General features: G+C 66.9%; 13 protein-coding genes. 11 read left to right on the plus strand and 2 right to left on the minus strand.

Going from position 1 to position 16,948, the window contains the following annotated elements:
- The first annotated feature begins 12 nt into the window (after positions 1-12).
- Positions 13-1,122, plus strand: coding sequence for a glycosyltransferase (locus tag ACFVWW_RS02980; protein ID WP_386875542.1), 1,110 nt, complete (start codon positions 13-15; stop codon positions 1,120-1,122).
- Positions 1,123-1,129: 7 nt separating this feature from the next.
- On the opposite strand, the gene ACFVWW_RS02985 is transcribed toward ACFVWW_RS02980, so the two are convergent.
- Positions 1,130-1,519: an HIT domain-containing protein gene (locus ACFVWW_RS02985; protein ID WP_386875544.1), complete on the minus strand. Its 390-nt coding sequence runs from the start codon at positions 1,517-1,519 to the stop codon at positions 1,130-1,132.
- Between the two features lie 842 nt (positions 1,520-2,361).
- On the opposite strand from ACFVWW_RS02985, the gene ACFVWW_RS02990 reads away from it, so the two are divergent.
- From ACFVWW_RS02990 to ACFVWW_RS03035, 10 genes are all read left to right on the plus strand, one after another.
- Positions 2,362-2,721: an alpha/beta fold hydrolase gene (locus tag ACFVWW_RS02990; protein WP_386875546.1), complete on the plus strand. Its 360-nt coding sequence runs from the start codon at positions 2,362-2,364 to the stop codon at positions 2,719-2,721.
- Positions 2,722-3,198: 477 nt separating this feature from the next.
- On the plus strand, positions 3,199-5,790 hold the full coding sequence (locus tag ACFVWW_RS02995) for a lantibiotic dehydratase (RefSeq protein ID WP_386875548.1): 2,592 nt from the start codon (positions 3,199-3,201) through the stop codon (positions 5,788-5,790).
- 46 nt (positions 5,791-5,836) lie between these two features.
- On the plus strand, positions 5,837-7,177 hold the full coding sequence (locus ACFVWW_RS03000; protein WP_386875550.1) for a B12-binding domain-containing radical SAM protein: 1,341 nt from the start codon (positions 5,837-5,839) through the stop codon (positions 7,175-7,177).
- 1 nt (position 7,178) lies between these two features.
- Positions 7,179-8,273, plus strand: a complete 1,095-nt coding sequence (locus ACFVWW_RS03005; protein WP_386875552.1) for an arginase family protein — start codon at positions 7,179-7,181, stop codon at positions 8,271-8,273.
- On the plus strand, positions 8,270-9,322 hold the full coding sequence (locus tag ACFVWW_RS03010; protein WP_386875554.1) for a hypothetical protein: 1,053 nt from the start codon (positions 8,270-8,272) through the stop codon (positions 9,320-9,322). The genes ACFVWW_RS03005 and ACFVWW_RS03010 overlap by 4 nt, the downstream gene beginning before the upstream one ends.
- Positions 9,322-10,257: a PHP domain-containing protein gene (locus ACFVWW_RS03015; RefSeq protein WP_386875556.1), complete on the plus strand. Its 936-nt coding sequence runs from the start codon at positions 9,322-9,324 to the stop codon at positions 10,255-10,257. The genes ACFVWW_RS03010 and ACFVWW_RS03015 overlap by 1 nt, the downstream gene beginning before the upstream one ends.
- Positions 10,254-12,833 carry a lantibiotic dehydratase gene (locus ACFVWW_RS03020; protein WP_386875558.1) on the plus strand — a complete coding sequence of 860 codons (2,580 nt, stop codon included), beginning with the start codon at positions 10,254-10,256 and terminating at the stop codon, positions 12,831-12,833. The genes ACFVWW_RS03015 and ACFVWW_RS03020 overlap by 4 nt, the downstream gene beginning before the upstream one ends.
- Positions 12,830-14,074 carry an MFS transporter gene (locus tag ACFVWW_RS03025; protein WP_386875560.1) on the plus strand — a complete coding sequence of 415 codons (1,245 nt, stop codon included), beginning with the start codon at positions 12,830-12,832 and terminating at the stop codon, positions 14,072-14,074. The genes ACFVWW_RS03020 and ACFVWW_RS03025 overlap by 4 nt, the downstream gene beginning before the upstream one ends.
- Entirely contained in the window at positions 14,067-14,975 is a 909-nt protein-coding gene (locus ACFVWW_RS03030; RefSeq protein WP_386875562.1) for a phosphotransferase family protein, read from the plus strand. The genes ACFVWW_RS03025 and ACFVWW_RS03030 overlap by 8 nt, the downstream gene beginning before the upstream one ends.
- Positions 14,976-15,010: 35 nt before the next feature.
- The gene (locus ACFVWW_RS03035; RefSeq protein WP_386875564.1) at positions 15,011-15,586 is read left to right on the plus strand and encodes a cob(I)yrinic acid a,c-diamide adenosyltransferase; all 576 of its coding nucleotides are present in this window, start codon (positions 15,011-15,013) and stop codon (positions 15,584-15,586) included.
- Positions 15,587-15,779: 193 nt separating this feature from the next.
- Here the strand turns inward: ACFVWW_RS03035 and ACFVWW_RS03040 are convergent, their stop codons facing one another.
- The gene (locus ACFVWW_RS03040) at positions 15,780-16,898 is read right to left on the minus strand and encodes an MFS transporter (protein WP_386875565.1); all 1,119 of its coding nucleotides are present in this window, start codon (positions 16,896-16,898) and stop codon (positions 15,780-15,782) included.
- Between the last annotated feature and the right edge of the window lie 50 nt (positions 16,899-16,948).

A 16,948-nucleotide genomic window follows, 5' to 3' on the forward strand; every position in this document is an offset into this window, starting at 1 on the left:
GGTGCGATTTAGATGAAAATTGGAATTACCGGAGGCGGCAGCGCCGGACACGTCGTCCCCGCCCTTGCCGTAGCCGCTCGGCTCCCCGAACAGGGCGCAAAAGAACTCGTGTTCTTCGGACGCTCGGACAGCATCGAACACGAATACGCCAAGAAAGCTGGCATCCCTTTTCGCCCTGTGCCATCCGCGGGTCTGAAGCGTTACGGCTCGTGGAGCAACCTGCTGATGCCCATCACTGTGCTGCGCGGCATCGGGGCCGCAGTACGGGCCATGCGACGCGAACGGCCCGATGCCCTGTTCTCGAAGGGCTCGTACGTCTCCGTGCCCGTCGGAATCGCCGCCTGGCTCTGCCGAGTCCCGATCGTGGTCCACGAGTCCGACCACTCCCTCGGCCTCGCCAACAAGATCGTCGCCCGGATGGCCACCCGGGTCTGCCTGTCCGTCGCTGCCCCCACTGGGTCACCGCGATGGCTCGCCCGCAAATCCGCCGTCACCGGCCTGCCGCTGCGCCACGACCTCGCCACCGGCGAACCGGAGAGGCTGCGCAAGCGACTCGGCATTCCTGCAGGGAAGCCCGTACTGCTGATCTTCTGCGGCAGCAGCGGATCCCAGCGCATCAACGACGCCGTACAGAGCCAACTCGATTCCCTGTGTGCGCGCTTCGCGGTCGTTCACGTCCGGGGGAAGGGAAACCTCGCCCCCTCCTACCAGGACGTACCGGGGTACTGGCAACTGGAGTACCTGCACGACGAGATGGCCGATGCCCTGTGGCTCGCCGACCTGGTGATCGGACGCGCCGGCGCAACGACGCTTGCCGAGCTCGAAGCGCTCGGCAAGCGGGCCGTACTCATTCCGCTGCCTGCCACGGTCAGCCGCGGCGACCAGCTCGACAACGCCACCGCCTACGCGCGACGACACCCGGGACAGTGCATCGTGATCCCTGACGACGAGGGGCTACACGGCGGAGCGTCTCTCGCCAAGGCATGCATGGAGCTGGCCAGCAGCCCCAGCCGGCCCACACAGGAGGGGCCCGATCCGAAGGTCATCCACCGGGCTTCCGACTTGATCGCGCAGGAGACCGTTGCCGCCGCCAGGCGAGGGCGCAACCGTCACGCGCGGTAGGGCTTGCTCAGCCGTCGTGGTGCCCGTACATCGCGAGGATCTGTTCGTCGGACTCGCCACGGTGGTACACGTGGAAGTGCAGGTGTTGCGACTCCTGGTAAAGCCCGACGTTCGTGGTGACGGAAGCTGCGCCGTGCTCTTCCTTGATCTGCGCTGCGACCTGTCCTACGACTGCCATGACCTTCGCCAGCAGTTCCTCACCTCCGTGGCCGAGGTCGATCAGCGACGGCGTGTGCTTCTTCGGTACCACCACGACGTGCACCGGGTGGGCGGGGTTGGTGTGCTCGAACGCAAGCACGTCCTCGGTCTCCACCACCACCTTGACCGGCGTGAGTCCAGGAATGGCCTGGTGGCAGTAGAAATCCGAAGTCGACGGGGCCACAGCAGCAGTGGTCACAGTAAGTAACTTTCCATGTCGGGCGGTAACGTCACCGCAACCCTACCGTCCAGCCTCTACCTGCCCCTGCCTCACATCAGCCTCCTTAAGATCTCGTCGACTCTCGGTGTACTCCTGATCAATAGCCCGGAGCCACGACCTCGAACTGCAGGGCCCCGGGCGCGCCGAGGTCCTGCACATCGCTACGGCCCGACCGTCTCACCGACCCGCTTACCCATCGCCGCGACGCTCGCACGAGCCTCCCACCGCACCGAGGTCGAGCCCCACCCTGCGAGTAGCCCATCGATGGAAAACCTGGAAAGAGTCGGCGGAATCATTCGAAATGGGCCACCAGTGTGTCCGTAGGAGAAGAACCAGCGGGGGCGCCCGCCAGTCGATTCTGAGGATGTAGAGGGAGGAATCTGCACGCCCTGGCCCCTTTGAGTCAGAAGACTGACAAGTGATCTTCCCCCTGACCCTGCCGAGCGGGAAGACCAAAGAGCTTTCACCTCCCCTCGAAATTCTTGCAAGGCCGCTATAGGTGAACCGCCGGTCGAGCGTCGCAGTGGGGGACATACCCGATCACTCTCGATCCAGTGCAGCAGGACTCAATCGTCGCGCGACAGCACCACCACCAGGAGCACTGATTGCCGAATAGGTGAAATGAATGACTTCACTCTCACACCATCGCTAGACGGCCCCCGGGACTCATGCCGTGCGCGACCGTACAGGTGAATGGTTGAGCAACGGCAAACGACTGAAGTGAAAACCCCGCCGTTTCCGCAGTCACCAAGTTCCACCGGTGAGCGCCCGCGTCCCACGGGGCAGGTGAAGACCCGGCAGACCTGAGGAGTGGCTGGAGAATGACAACACTCGAGGACACATGCGACTTCTCCCTTGCTCTCCACGACCTGGGCGGCCATGGGCCCGACCTGCTGTTCTGCCACACAACAGGGATGCACACAGCTATGTGGAATCCTCTGGCCGGGCTTCTTGCGCGGGACTTCCACTGCTGGGCAATAGGATTTCGCGGACACGGGGATTCCGGCAGACCGCCCGGTGGTGATCTCCACCGGAACCGTTTACGCGATGATTTACTCACGGTCCTGCACGGATCGGGGAGCCAACGCCCTTATGGTTTTGGCTACTTCATTGGCGGTACTGCCCTTGTGCTGACTGAAGCCCACACCGCAGGATCATTTCTGGGAACTGATCTGCTTTGATCCGATACTGCCACGTATCCATGGCGCGGACGCCCCTTCCACCGACGGTCACGACTTCGCCACAGCCGCTCGACGCCGCCAGCCATCTTCCCTTAACAGTTGCTCCCTCCGATCTAAGGCGAAGAGAAGTGATGGCCATCCCGCACCCTGAGGTTGTGCAGGCATATGTGGAAAACGCCTTGCTCATGGACCGCCACACGGAACTCACCATCGCTCAACCACTCCGCTGCGGAACACCTCTCACCCTCGCCGTACGACTCCTTCAGGAAGCAACTGAGTCGGGCGTTGCGAGAAAGGGAGATGCCGACCGCCCGCAGAGGAGACGAAAGAGGCCGTAAACGGCCGTCTGGGAAAGGAGGGAGTGATCACGCCATCCTTGGCTTGAAGTTGGCGAGCCTACGTATATTCCGTTGAAGACGCCTCAGTGCATGACTAGTGTCACGCACTGTCGTGATCACTTGACGGCCAATGGGGGCAATGGTGGACGGACTGAGGCAGCGTCAGGATGACACACGACTTCCGGGTGGAAGTGCCCGGGACGGAAGGCCTGACGAGGGCGACGAGTGGTCGCTCGCCCCGATCGCGCTGTTACGTCACGCAGGGTTCCCCTGCTCCCTCTTAGAGCAGGTCGTCGACGTGCCGGCAGTGCAAGCTGCGGACGCTGTACTCGCCCGTCGTGATGAGGCGGTTCGGCTCGGGCGGCAGCTGAAAGCGGCACTACGTGAGGAGCGCGTCGGCACGAAGGGCGACATCGCTTCCGGGGTGGGCATGTTGCGCCCCTTCCCGCCACGGGACCTCGCGCGGCTGGAGGCGGAACTCGCCCCCGCCTCTCTGAAGTTGGCCGGGCGCTACCAGGATTCGGTTCAGGCCCTGGACGGTATGTGGGTCGCCTTCGAGGAGGACCACGCCGCCGCACTCACCCGCGCTCGCCGGACCGTCGTGAGCCTGTTCCGGGATCCCGCCCTTCAGCAGGTTCTGCTCTTGTCGAACGATGCTCGCTATGAGGAGTTCGTCGGCTGGATCGATGGTGGCGGAGGAGGGTCGGACGGGCATGTCAAGCGTATGACAGACCTGCTCACCATGTACCTCCAGCGGGTCACGACGAAGAACGAGACACACTCACACTTCGGCCCCCTCGCGGTGGCCCGGCTGTCACCGGGCACCACAGGCATCTCCTGGTCCCTCGGTCCGCTGCGTCGCGTCGCCTTCCTGAGCCACTGGGCGGGTGAAGCGATGGCCGAGGCGTTCAGCGGCCGTCCGGAGCCCTTCGAGGCCGTGCGCCCCCGGCGTCGCCCGCTCGCGTTCAGCGAGGGCGCACGGATCCAGCTGTACGCGTTCGAGACACGGACGGGCATGCCGGACGACTGGCGCTTCGTCGAGGTGACGGCCGACACCTTTGACGACGACCAGTCATGGCTGTGGGAGCGGTGTGACGGCGAACGCACGGTGGCACAGCTCCGCGCCGCATGGACGCGCCGCGAGGGCACCCCACCCCGTCGCACCTTCGACGAGGTCCTGCACGAACTGGTCAGCAAGGACTGGCTGATCGGGCGATGGGAGATTCCCGTCGGGGCCGCCGATCCCCTCCAAGCGCTGTCCGGACACCTGAGGGAGGGGGCGCCCGATCTCGCGGTGGTGCGGTGGTTCGCTGACAGGCTCCGACGGTTCGCCGAAGGCCCGGTCGAAGACCGCGCAGCCCTGCTGGGCCAGCTCAAGAAGACCTTCGAGGAAGTCACCGGGGCCGCGGCCAACCGTTCCCAGGGCCTGCACTACTCCGACCGGAGCATTCTCTACGAAGAGGCCTACAGCCCGGTCAGAGACATGATCCTCGGCCAGGACGTCGAGGACGTCATCAGCCGCGAACTTTCCGTGGTTTACGAACTGACGCTCCTCGCTCCTCGGCTTCGTGTCCGCCGGGAGCAGGAAATCCTGCATGGCTGGATGAAGGAACGTTTTGGCGTGGGGAACCCTGTTCCCCTCCAGCACTTCTACGCCGGCTTCTTCGAGGACAAGCCGCGCCTCGCCCGGGAATGCGAGGAAGTGGACCGGGACATCGCGGCGCTCGACCACGAGATCACCGCCATGCTACTCGAAGGGGTCACCGGCGATCAGCACGAGACGATCGTCGACCGAGATCGGCTGGAGGAACTACTCGGACGCCATCCGGCCACGCCACCCGCGCTGTGCAATCCGGACGTCATGCTTGCCGCACGGGACGCCGACGCGCTCGCGAGGGGCGATTTCCTCGCCGTCGTAGGCGACTGCCACGCCGTCCGCGAGGCGCTCACCCACTCCAGCTTCGCCCCGCTGATGCAGGCCGAGGCTCCTGAGCTGCTCGACGAGGTCCACGCGCGGTACCGGGGCCTTCTCGACGATGACGAGGTACTGCTCGACCTCTCCCGCGCGCATCCGGACAAGACCGCCGCTCAGCTGACCTATCCCTGCCCGGACCTGGAGGTCTACGGCCTGTCCTCGAAGAGCCGGAACAGCGTGCTTCAGCCCCACCAGCTGTACGTCGTTGCAACTGCCGAACGCCTGGAACTCCGCGCGCATGGAGTGGAAGGCCGGTTGAAGCTGCTCGCTCCACTGGCGGGCGGACCCAGCATCCGCCAGGACCCGCTCTCCCCGTTCGCCTTCCCCCGGCACTTCGGAGGCGTCGGACTGCGAAGCGCCGGCCACGACCATCTGCCGCGCATCCGCTGCGGCCGCGTTGTCCTGCACCGAGAGCGCTGGCGCATCTCCGCGGATGCCTTTCGCGGGTGGAGCCCCGGGACGCGCCGAGCGAAGGGAGACGCAGCCGAGTTCGCCGCCGCCCGCAGGCTCCACCGTGACCTGGGTCTGCCTCGCCACGGCTTCCTGAAAATCCCCGGCGAGCCGAAACCGGTGTACGTCGACTGGGAATCCCCCATCATCGTCAGGCAGATCTTCCGTCTCGCCCGGAAGTCGGATTCTCCTCTGGAATTCAGCGAGATGCTCCCCTCGCCAGAGCACCTCTGGCTCGAGATCGAGGGAGAACGCCACACGAGCGAAGTGCGCTGTGCGGTCTTCTCGCGCGGTACCGCTGACTGATCCATATCGAGGATGCTCCACGTCATCATCGAGCAAAGGGGCGACCATGCTCAAGAGCTGCATAGTCCAACTTCCCTTCCCCTCCAGCCATGACCCCGACCCTCACCTTTCGGCCTACTACGGCGATTACGACCGGAGATTCCGGGCCCTGCTCCCCGAGTACTTCATCCCGACCGACGGCTTATGGGAAATGCCGCTGTGGGTCGCCCATCTGACCGCCCTGCTGGACACCGCGGGAATCGACTCCGTCTTCCGTGACCTGTCGAGGACGCCGGCAGAACCGGAAGCCTGCTCCGACCCACTGCTGGCCGCGACGGCTCCCGGCGATCTGGTCCTCATGTCCCCCCTCGCCCAGAACTTCCGCCTCGCGCTGGACGTGGCCACACACCTGGAGCACGCCGGGCGCCGTGTCGTCCTCGGCGGGAACATGGCTCCGCTTGCCCCGGACGGTGCCGTCCATGCCGTACACCGCGGCCAGCTCGACGCCACCTTCGTGCGCAGACTCGTGGGGCTCGCCTCCGGAGCAGGTGGCGACATGGAGAAACCCCTGCTGCCCGGGCTGGCGTCCGAGCGGATCACCTGGGCACCGGACTACCGCCATCTCGGCGGCTACGGAGGCCAGGTGCCTCTTCTGCGGCTCAACGCCAGCCATGGATGCCTGTACCAGTGCTCGTTCTGCGGCGACGCCTGGAGCAAGCAGCTCACCCTCGTGGAGAAGAGTGCCCTCGCGCAGGAAGTGGACGAACTCACCGCCCGGTTCCCGGACACCCGGCTCTTCTATATCGGTGACAAGACGTTCGGCCAGTCACGCGAAGCGGTCGGCAACCTGTTGGGCGTGTTCCGCGACCGGCCCGGATACCGCTTCATCGTGCAGACGCATGTGATGCAGGTGAAGGACTGGATCGTCGACGCCATGCTCGAACTCGGCGTCGTCGCCGTGGAACTCGGCTTCGAGTCGGCCGACTCCCAGATGCTGAAACGACTCAACAAACTCTCGCGAGGTCTCGACGACTACACTAAAAAAATCCACAAATTGAGCGACGCCAACCTGAAGGTCGTGCTCAACATGATGGGCGGCCTCGACGAGGAGACAGAATCCGCGCACGGCCAGACCGTCGAGTGGATGCGGGAGAACAGTTCGGCACTGTGGCTCTTCAACGTCTACAACTTCGTTCCCTATCCGCTCACCCCGGACTTCCCGCGGCTGCGTGAGCGCATATTCAACTGGGACTTCGCCGACTGGCGGGAGGACGCACCCGTCGTCTATCGGCCCCAGCACCTGTCTCCCGAAGCGAGCTGGGACCTGTTTCACGAGAAGATCGCTGCGGCGCACGACATTATCCGCACACCGATGACCGTTCCCACGCCCTCTGTGCAGGAGAAGTGACATGACCGAGCTCCCCGACTTCGAAGCGCTGCAGAACAGCGTCAGGGCCGAGGATTTCGAGGAGGACCCGCTGCCAGGATGGGCCGGCGTCGCGACCTTCTTCGGCGCCCCCACCACTCCCGCCGACCGGGTGGACGTGGGAGAGGACGGCTGGGTTGTGTCCGGCGTTCCCTTCGACGCCACCGCCAGCTCCCGGCCGGGAGCCGCGGAGGGGCCTCGGGCCATCCGCCAGGCGAGTCTGGTCTTCTCCAGCTATCTGACCAGTCTGGGCCAATGGCGGATGCTGGACACCCGCACCGGCCAGGCCTTCCGCTACCGCGCTCCCCGGGTCGCGGACGCCGGTGACCTGCATGTCTACCCAACCGACACCGTGCGAACCTTCCAGGCCGTCGCGGCGGAGGGCCGCCGTCTGAGCCAGTCCGCGCCGCGTCTGATCTTCCTCAACGGTGACCACTCGTGCACCTTCCCCACGTTCGCCGGCTTTCGCGCCGGGCGGCTCGACCGCGGAGCGAGCCGCGTGGGATTCATCAACATCGACCACCACTTCGACTTCGGCAACTGGAGCACGCTGCACGGGCCGCTGTACCACGGATCCAACTCCCGTAGAATCAGCGAGATTCCGGAGATGCGCCCGGAGGACATGGCCTTCGTCGGGGTGGGCGACGTGACCAAGTACGACCAGTTCCGAGGGCTGATCGACAGCGGCTTTCACATCGTGCCGGGCTCCCAGATCGTCAAGGACGGCGCCGCTGCCGCCCTGCGCCCCCTCATCGAGGAACTCGGCTCACGGTGCGACACGGTCTATGTCTCGCTCGACATCGACGTGCTCGACAGCGCTGCGGCAACCGGCACCGGCCATGTGACCATGGGCGGCATCAGCACCGGAGATCTCCTCGACGTCTACGAGGAGCTTCGAGTGCTTCCCGTCGGTGCCGTCGATGTGGCGGAGGTCGCCCCTCGCTACGACCCGTCCGGCGGTACGGCGCAGATCGCGGCACGCCTGCTCTTCGAGTTTCTCTTCCGCACCGAGTGCGTCCCGTCCGAGCTCGCGCCCTGGTCCGACAGCACGTCCGACGAACCCCTGGAGCTCCAGTGAAGTTCACCCCCACCGAGGCTCAGTTCGACTGCACGGGGCTTGTCTCCGGGCCAGAGACTCAGCGTGAGCAGGCGCTGGAGGACCTGGCCGCCGAGGCCGTCGATGTCATCCACCGAATCGGTTTCGCTGTGTTCCGCGTCGGCCGCCTACGGCTGGGCGTCGAGGAGAGCCGCCGGCTGTCGACGACCCTGGCCGAACGGATCCGCGCCGCGCTGATCGCCCGTGGCGCCCCCGCAGAGATGCGGCTGGAGGTCGACCGGCCGCAGCAGACGTACGTACCCGAGGGTTTCTCCACCCGGACCCTGCTGCCCCACCACGACGGACAGCACTGCTCGTATCTGACGCCCAGTCTCCAGGACGTGCGCGACTGGGATCCCGCGTGGCGGGAATTCGGCAGTTCCGGCTACACCACCACTCCCGCGCACAAGATGTACCAGGGCATCTTCCTCCCCGACGTGGGAGAAGGGCTGAGCGTCACCACGTATTACGACTGGCTCGGCGTCATCGATGACGTGCTCTACCGGCGCAGCATCGACACGGGGGACGACCGGCTGGCCACTGCGACACGCTGGATCGGTGACAACCTGCGCCGGGGGCTGGAGCGTCAGCCGGAGCACGGCTGTGCCTATCCGTCGTTCGGGGTCATGCTCGGGCTGGAGGAATCCCTTTGGAACGGCCTCTCCTTCCACCACAGCGAGGCCGTGCTGACGAAGGAGGAGCGGGTCCGCTACCCCGCTGCCGTGCCGCTGGCCCAGCGCTGTGCCTGCGGGGAGTGCGAAGGAGAGGCGGCCCGTCTCTTCTGCCACCAGGTGCTCATGGCCACCGGCCTGACCTGGGCGCAGTTCCGACGCCGCTGGGAAGTCCTCGCCCCGGGCGAGCACTGCGACCTGCTCTTCGGCCACAACCTCACCATGCTCCATGGTGGCCTGGCCGGCGGCCCGGGGCGGATCATCGAGCCGCTGTGTCTGGTCATGGACACCCCGTCCGGTCCCGAGTACGAGCGATGGCTGGCCGCGTCCTGGCGGCGCACCCTGCCGGGAGTGCGTTGATGCAGGGGGCGTCCGCTACTCTCGCCACCCCGATCGACCTGCATCTGCACACCCGGCACTCCGACGGGGACGAGGCTCCGGGCGAGCTGGCACAGCGCTGTGTCGACGCGGGGCTGCGCGTCGCTGCTGTGACCGACCACAACACCGTGGCGGGCATCGCCGCGTTCGAGAAGGCCGTCAGCGGACGCCTCACCGTTGTACCGGCCTGCGAGGTGACTGCCACGTGGCGCGGCGAGGAGACTCACTGCCTGGCCTACTTCGTCGACCCCCATGACCTGCGGTTCAAGGAACGGATCGGGGGCGTCCACGACGCCGAACTGGCGTGGTGGCGCACCTGGACCGACCGTGTGCAGGCCATAGGAGTGCCGCTCACCTGGGACGATGTGGCGCGGCGTATTGGCGGCCACCGAGTGGCCTATGTGGGCGACTATCTAGCCCTGCTACTGGAGGCGGCCCACGGCGACCCGAGGTTCGCCGAGTACACGAGTGAGGCGTACGGTCGACTCGTCGCCGACTGGTGCCGTCCCGGCCAGCTGCTTCATGTGGAGCATCCCGAGAAGCCCGATGTCATCGACGTCCTGTCGTGGATCGATGAGGCGGGCGGGGTGGCCGTCCTTGCCCACCCGGGCCAGTTCGTGACGGGCCTGGACAGTTCCGAGTGCGTGACGCTGCTGGAGCCGCTGCGGGAAGTCGGACTGGCCGGGCTCGAAGTGTGGACGAGCTGGCACACGCCGGCGGACAGCGGCCGCCTCGCCGACGTGTGCAACCTGCTCGGCCTCGTCGCGACCGCCGGATCCGACTACCACGGGGTGCGGGTCAAACCCTGGGCACCGCGCCCCGGCCTGCTGCCCGCGCTCCCTGCGGATCCCCTGACAGCCATCGACGCGCTGCACGACCGTCGTCCCGTCCGTACGAGTTCCGAGGCAGGGCTGTGACGACCGTCAACGACCCCCAGAGCACCACGAAGCCCGTCCAGGGCGCCGTATGGAGACTCGTACCAGTCGTCGTGCTGCGGCAGGCCGGCTTCTCGATGGAGGCGCTCGAGCCCCTCGTCGACACCGCCGCCGCCGACGAGGCCCGCGCGCTCCTGGAGAGCAGGGGCCGACTGGCGTCGCTGGCGCGAGAACTCAAGCCGGTACTGCGGCAGTACCAGATCCCCGGTTGCCCGCAGTCGGCGTCGCGCGTGGGCCAGCTACGGCCGCTGCCCGGCCGTGAACTGCGGCGCGCCACCGCCACACTGCCCGACGAGGCGGCGCGCACCCTGCACACCTACCAGGCGTCCGCAGAGAAGTTCGGCAGGGAACAGGAGGTCTTCATCGCCCGGCACCGCACCCGCTTAGACCGCGCGAGAACCGCCGTGGTCGGGGCGTTCGGCGACGAGCGCCTGCGGCAGGTGCTGCTGCTGTCGAACGACTCCGCTTATCCGGAGTTCGCCGCATGGCTCGACACCTTCCAGGGGGACATGGGCCGGCACACCCGCCGAATGACCGACCTGCTCACGATGTACCTCCAGCGGGTGACGACGAAGAACGAGACCCACTCGCACTTCGGACCGTTCACCGTGGGCCGGGTCGGGGACACGCTGGGCATCGCGTGGACCTCGGAACGGGAGATGGAACGCCGGACGCTCTTCAGTCACTGGGCCGCCGAGAAACTCGCCCAGAGCGCCGCCGCGGTTTCCGGCCTGTCCGATGTCGTACGTCCGCGTAGACGCCCGCTGTCCTTCCTGCGCGACGGCCGTATCGACCTGTACGCATTCACCACTCGGGACGGACTGGACACCGACTGGAATTTCCAGCACCTCGGGGGCAGGGAGGTGGCAGCGCACGAGGAATGGCTGTGGCGGCGCTGCGACGGCGAACGAACCCTCCACGAGCTGCGCGCGGAGTGGGACACCGAACTCGGCTCGCCCGCTCCCTTCGACCAGGTGCTGAAGGAACTGGTCGCGCGCGAATGGGTGGTCGCCGAGTTCGAGATCCCCGTCGGCGACCACGAGCCCCTGGCCGCCCTGCGCCGACAGCTGCTCTCCGCTCCGCCGGAGCAGGCCGCGCCGGTCCTCTCGGCCATCAGTCACTTCGAGGAGGACCTGGCCCGCTTCGCGAAACTGCCCCTCGCCGAGCGCCCGGCCGCACTGGCCGCGACCAAGGCCAGGTTTGAGAAGCTGACGGGAACCCCCGCGAACCGCAACAGCGGCCTGCACTACGCCGACCGGAGCATCCTGTTCGAGGAGGCCCACGGCGAGCCGGTCGGCCTGACCATCGGCCCGGACATCGCCCGCTTCATCACGGACGAGCTGTCAATCGTCTACGAGACCGTGCTCGCGCGTCCACGACTGCGCATGCGGCGTGAGCTCGCCATTCTCACGCGGTGGGTGGCGGACCGCTTCGGCGCCGACGTCGAGGTCCCTCTGGACCGCCTCTACTCGGAATTCTTCCGGGACCGGCACGCCCTCGAGGGGGAATGCGCCGCCGTCGAGGCCGAACTGGGGGCGCTTGACCAGGTGATCACCGACGCCCTGCTCGGGGAGGGGGGTGTGGACCGGCCGGAGATCGTCGTGGAACGGGACCGGATGGAGGCTATCCTCGCCGCCCATCCCCGTACACCCGCGGCAGTCGTTGATCCGGACGTGCTGTTCGCCGCCACGAGCCGCCAGGACCTGCGCGAGGGCCGGTTCACCGCGGTGATCGGGGACTGCCACGCCGTCCGGGAAGTCATCACTCACACCAGCTTCGGTCCCCTGATCCAGGAACGCGCCACGGAGCTGCTGCCCGAGGTCTACAAGGGCTATCTGTCCCTGCTCGACGACGGCGAGGTCCTCGCCAACTTGTCCCGGGGCCACCCGGATAAGTCGTCGACGCAGCTCGTCTACCCCTGCTACGACCTGGAGGTCTACGGCCGTTCCGGGCAGTCCCGCGACCGGGTGGTGCAACCCTCCCAGCTGTACGTCGTGCTACGTGACGGGCGGCTGGAGCTGCGTGCCCACGGTGTCGTGGGCAGGCTGCGTCTCATGGCGCCCCCTGCCGGCGGACCGAGCATCCGCCAGGACCCGCTCTCCCCGTTCGCCTTCCCGCGTCACTTCGGCGGGGCGGGACTGGACGCCCCCACCTTGGAGCACATTCCTCGTATCCGCTGCGGCCGTGTCGTCCTGCAACGCGAGACTTGGCGGGTTCCTACCGCCCGCCTGCGCGGTGCGGCTGCTTTCGACGGCCCCGTGGGGCAGATGGGCGGAAAGGAGGCCGCGGAGTTCGTCGCCGCCTGTCGGCTGGGCTCCGAGCTCGGCGTGCCCCGGCATGTCTTCGTCAAAGTTCCCGGTGAGCCGAAGCCGATCTACGTTGATTGGCAGGCTCCGCTCCTGGTACGGCAGTTATGCCGACTGGCCGCGCGGAGGGACGGCACGCTGGAGATCTCCGAAATGCTGCCCACGCCTGACCAACGCTGGTTGAGCGTGCACGGTCATCGCTACACCAGCGAGCTGCGGTGCGCCGTGTTCTCACCGGGGAGCCCGAAGTGAGCGCACACAGCACCTTCCGCTTCAGTTCCGGCTATCACCAGGTGATCGGTGCCGCGAGCGCATCGGCGATCGGCGACGGCATGCGCTTCGCCGCCCTTCCGCTGCTGTCTGCCGCGCTGCTGCACGACGCGTTCCAGGTGTCCGCAGTCACTGCGGCCACGACGGTGCCCTGGCTGCTGTTCGGCCTGCCGGCGGGGGCGTATGCCGACCGGTTCGAGCGCCGCCGCCTGATGGTCATCGCCGATTTGCTGCGCGCCCTGACTCTGATTGTCACCGTGGTGCTGCTCGCCTGCGGCTGGCTGACGTTTTGGTCCCTGCTGACCGCAGCGTTCCTGCTGGGCGTCGGGGAGGTGCTGTTCGACTGCGCGTCCTTCGCGCTGCTGCCGAGCATCGTTCCCAAGGAGAAGCTGGAGGCGGCGAACGGCCGGCTCTTCGCGGTCCAGACGGTGGGCCGCGATCTGCTGGGACATGTGCTCGGCGGCGTGCTGTTCACGGTGGGCAGGGCGGTTCCCCTCCTGCTCGACGCCGTCTCCTTCCTGGTGTCTGCAGTGCTGCTGACCGGCGTTCGCGGACCGCAGCCCGAGCGGTCCCCCGCCAGGCCGCGGCTCCTGGCCGACATCCGCGAGGGCCTGGTCCACGTGCTGCGTGACCCTTTGCTGCGCGCCCTGACCGTCTCCGCGGGCGTCATCAACGCTGTGTACCTCGGACAGATCGCCGTCTTCGTCATCCTGGTGCGCGACGTGCTGGAGCTCCCGGACGCCGCATACGGAGCAATGCTGGCCGCCGGAGCCGCCGGAGGCGTGGTCGGCAGCGTGGCCGCGAGCCATATGACCGGAGCGATCGGCCGGGTCCGTACCCTGATCGGAAACCTGGCCCTCATGGGTGTCGCGGGCCTGGCTGTAGCAGCGACCGACAGCGTGTACGTGGTCACCGTCGCCTACTGCGCCGCTGGGTTCGGCCTCATGGTCTGGAACGTCGTGGCCGTCACCCTGCGGCAGGGACTCATCCCGGATCGCCTCCTGGGCCGGGCGACCGGCGTGTACCGGTTGTTCGCCTGGGGGACGATGCCCCTCGGCGCACTGCTCTTCGGCTGGCTGAGCACGTTGGCGGGACCGCAGACGGCCTTCGCGGTCGGCGGCGCGGTCACACTGGTGATGTGCCTGCCTATTGCTTTCGCCTTGCTGAAGGACAGCAGGATCACCGACGACCGCAAGCCCCCCGAGGATGCACATGATGAGTGAGCGATTCGCCGAGTTGGACAGCCTGGCCGAGCGATGGGGCCTGAGCGGCCTGGAACTGGTCGGCAGGGGCCTGGAATTCTCCGTCTACCGGGCGCAGGGGCTCGACGGGCAGCCCGTCGCGGTGCGTCTCGCGCACCGGCGGTTCGACTCGAACGCCAATGACCCCCATGTGGACACCCGCGCCCTGCTCCTGCAGGAGTACGAGATCGCGAGGCATCTGGCCGCCCACGGTCTGCCCGTCGCTCAGGCGAAGGAACTCGTCCTGGCGGACGAGTTCGCGTCCCCCGACGTACTGCTGTCCGCCTATGTCCCCGACGACGGATCGGATCTCGACTCCTTCGCGCTCGGGCAGCTCCTCGCGCGGCTTCATCAGGTGCCGCCGCCGCGCCTGACGCCCGTCGCGTCGGAGGGAGTGTCCACGGCGAGCGCGATCATCGCACGTATCGGGCGCCGTTGGGCCGAGATCGGCCGCTTTGTCGACGATTGGCCCGAACCGCCGGACGCGTCCCTCATCGCCAGCCATCTCACCAGCCTCACCGAGGACAGCCTCCTGCACCTCGACGTCCGTAGCGACAACATCCGCCGCCGGCAGGGGCGGGCCGTCGCCCTGCTGGACTGGTCGAACGCCCTGTTGGGATCCCCCTCGGTGGAGTGCGGGCGCCTGGTCGAGTACGCCCGGTATCCGGAGAACGAGCTCGATGTGGAAGCGATCCGCAGCGGATACGCGAGGACGGCAACGGTTCCGCCCGACGGCGATCCGTGCCTGTTGGTGTGCCGACTGGACGCCGCGCTGATGCTGGCTCTCGTCTTCCTCTCCGAGGCGCCCGATCCGAGCCGTGGACCGGCGGCAGCCGACCACGCACGAGAACTCGCGCTCAAGGTGATCGCACGTCACGTGTAACAGTTCATTTCACTTCGAATCTCTTGGAGTACGCCATGGTGAACCTCACCCGTATCTACACGAAGACGGGGGACGACGGCACGACCGCTCTTGGTGACATGAGCAGAACGAGCAAGCTGGACAAGAGGCTTGCGGCCTACGCTGACGTGGACGAGGCGAACTGCACAATCGGCGTGGCCATCGCGGCAGGGAACCTCCCGGACGAGATCGCCACTCTTCTGGTGCGGATCCAGAACGACTTGTTCGACGTAGGCGCGGACCTCTGTACGCCCCTGTCGGAACCTGGGCGCGACACTGCCTCGCTTCGTGTCGAGGACTCGTACATAGAGTTCCTGGAAGAGCAGTGCGACCGGTTCAACGAGGATCTTGAAAAGCTGCGCAGCTTCATTCTCCCCGGCGGAACGCCCGGTGCAGCCTTCCTCCATCAGGCCCGAACCGTGGTGCGCCGCGCCGAGCGCGCGACCTGGGCCGCTCTGGAAGAGCACGGGGAAACCATGAACAGCACCGCGGTGATGTATCTGAACCGGCTCTCCGACCTGCTCTTCATCCTCGCCCGGCAGGCCAACGTCGCCCGAGGGGACGTCCTCTGGCAGCCGGGTGCCAACCGGTAGGAAACAGCTTTCGCGCCCGTGCGTAGTGCCCCGATCGCGACGAGATTCTCATGTTGCGGTCACCTCTGTGACATCTCCCGCCACGGAACGTTGACCCTCTCACTCGTCGGCCGACAGCAAGGTGGGATGGTCGTCGTCCTTGCTTGCCGGGCTACCGGTCCGGCCACGTCCCCGCTTGCTGAGCTCATCCGCGTCAGCGTCTCTCATCACGCTGCTCAGGAGGAGCTGAAGCTGATTCCCCGCGTGGACGAGGTGGCGCGATGAGAAGGAGCGATATCGCGCTCAAAGCCAGTGCGGCCGGAGCGACCAACAAGGCGGCGTCGAATGCGTCGGGCGCGACCGGGGCGAGTAGCACTACGCAGGCCGGCACAACGGGTTGGGCGACGGCCCAGGAAGACCCGTGGAAGGCGAACCAGAGTGTGCGGTCCGGCGGAGGGGCCTGATCGGCGACACGGGCGGACCATTCCCCAAGGAGGGCGGCACTCACCGCTGTCCACAACACATAGACCGCTGAGAACCAGACCACACCGGGCAGGGTGGTCATGGCGGCTGCGAGGAGTGCGGTGAACGTCAGCCCGATCTCAAGTTCACGGGGACGGTTCCGGTGACCGGCCACCCTGTTTCGGCCTGCCGACAGCAGGGGCGCGGCAGCCGCCGAGACCATGAGGATGATTCCGGGAACCCATGCTGCCGCGCCTCTGTCGAAGAGCGCCAACGGGACGAACATGACCATCGCTAGGTAGCCGATGGAGAACACCGTGCCCGCCACTGTCAGGAGGACGAGGGAGGGCGGTGGCTTCCAACAGCTCTTGAAGCGCTCGGCTCTTGGCAGAGGCCGGTCCGGGCGAAGGTGACGCCACGACACTGCTGCCGCGGCGAAGCAGGTCGCCGAGTCAGCCAGGATCAGCCAGTGAGTGCCGAGCGGGAGAAGGACGGTCACCACCAGGCCGGATAATGCTCCCGCGGCAACGAGGACGGTACTCAGCAGGGTGTATGCGCGTCTGCGTTCGTCGCCCGTTGCGGCACGTGCGAACGCCTCGTAGGTGACGGGTTCGTAGATTTCGAAGGCTAATCCGACGAGGGCCGCCGCACCCACCATTGTCAACGAACCCCGCACTGAGAGGAGGAGGCTCAGGGCCACTCCTGTCGCGGCGAGACCGGTCGACACCACTGTGCGGGGGGACATGCGTAGCGCTAGCCACGCTCCGAGCCAGCGTGAGAGGAAGGCTCCCACGCCGAAAGCACCCAGCACAGCCGTGGCCAGTTCGGGGCCGGCGTACACGGCCAGGAACGGCACTGTGTAGGCGCCCACCTGATTGAGTGCGCGTACCCACAGCAATGATCGGATCTCCCGCGGGAGCG

This window comes from Streptomyces sp. NPDC058198, from assembly GCF_042882605.1.
Lineage (GTDB): Bacteria > Actinomycetota > Actinomycetes > Streptomycetales > Streptomycetaceae > Streptomyces.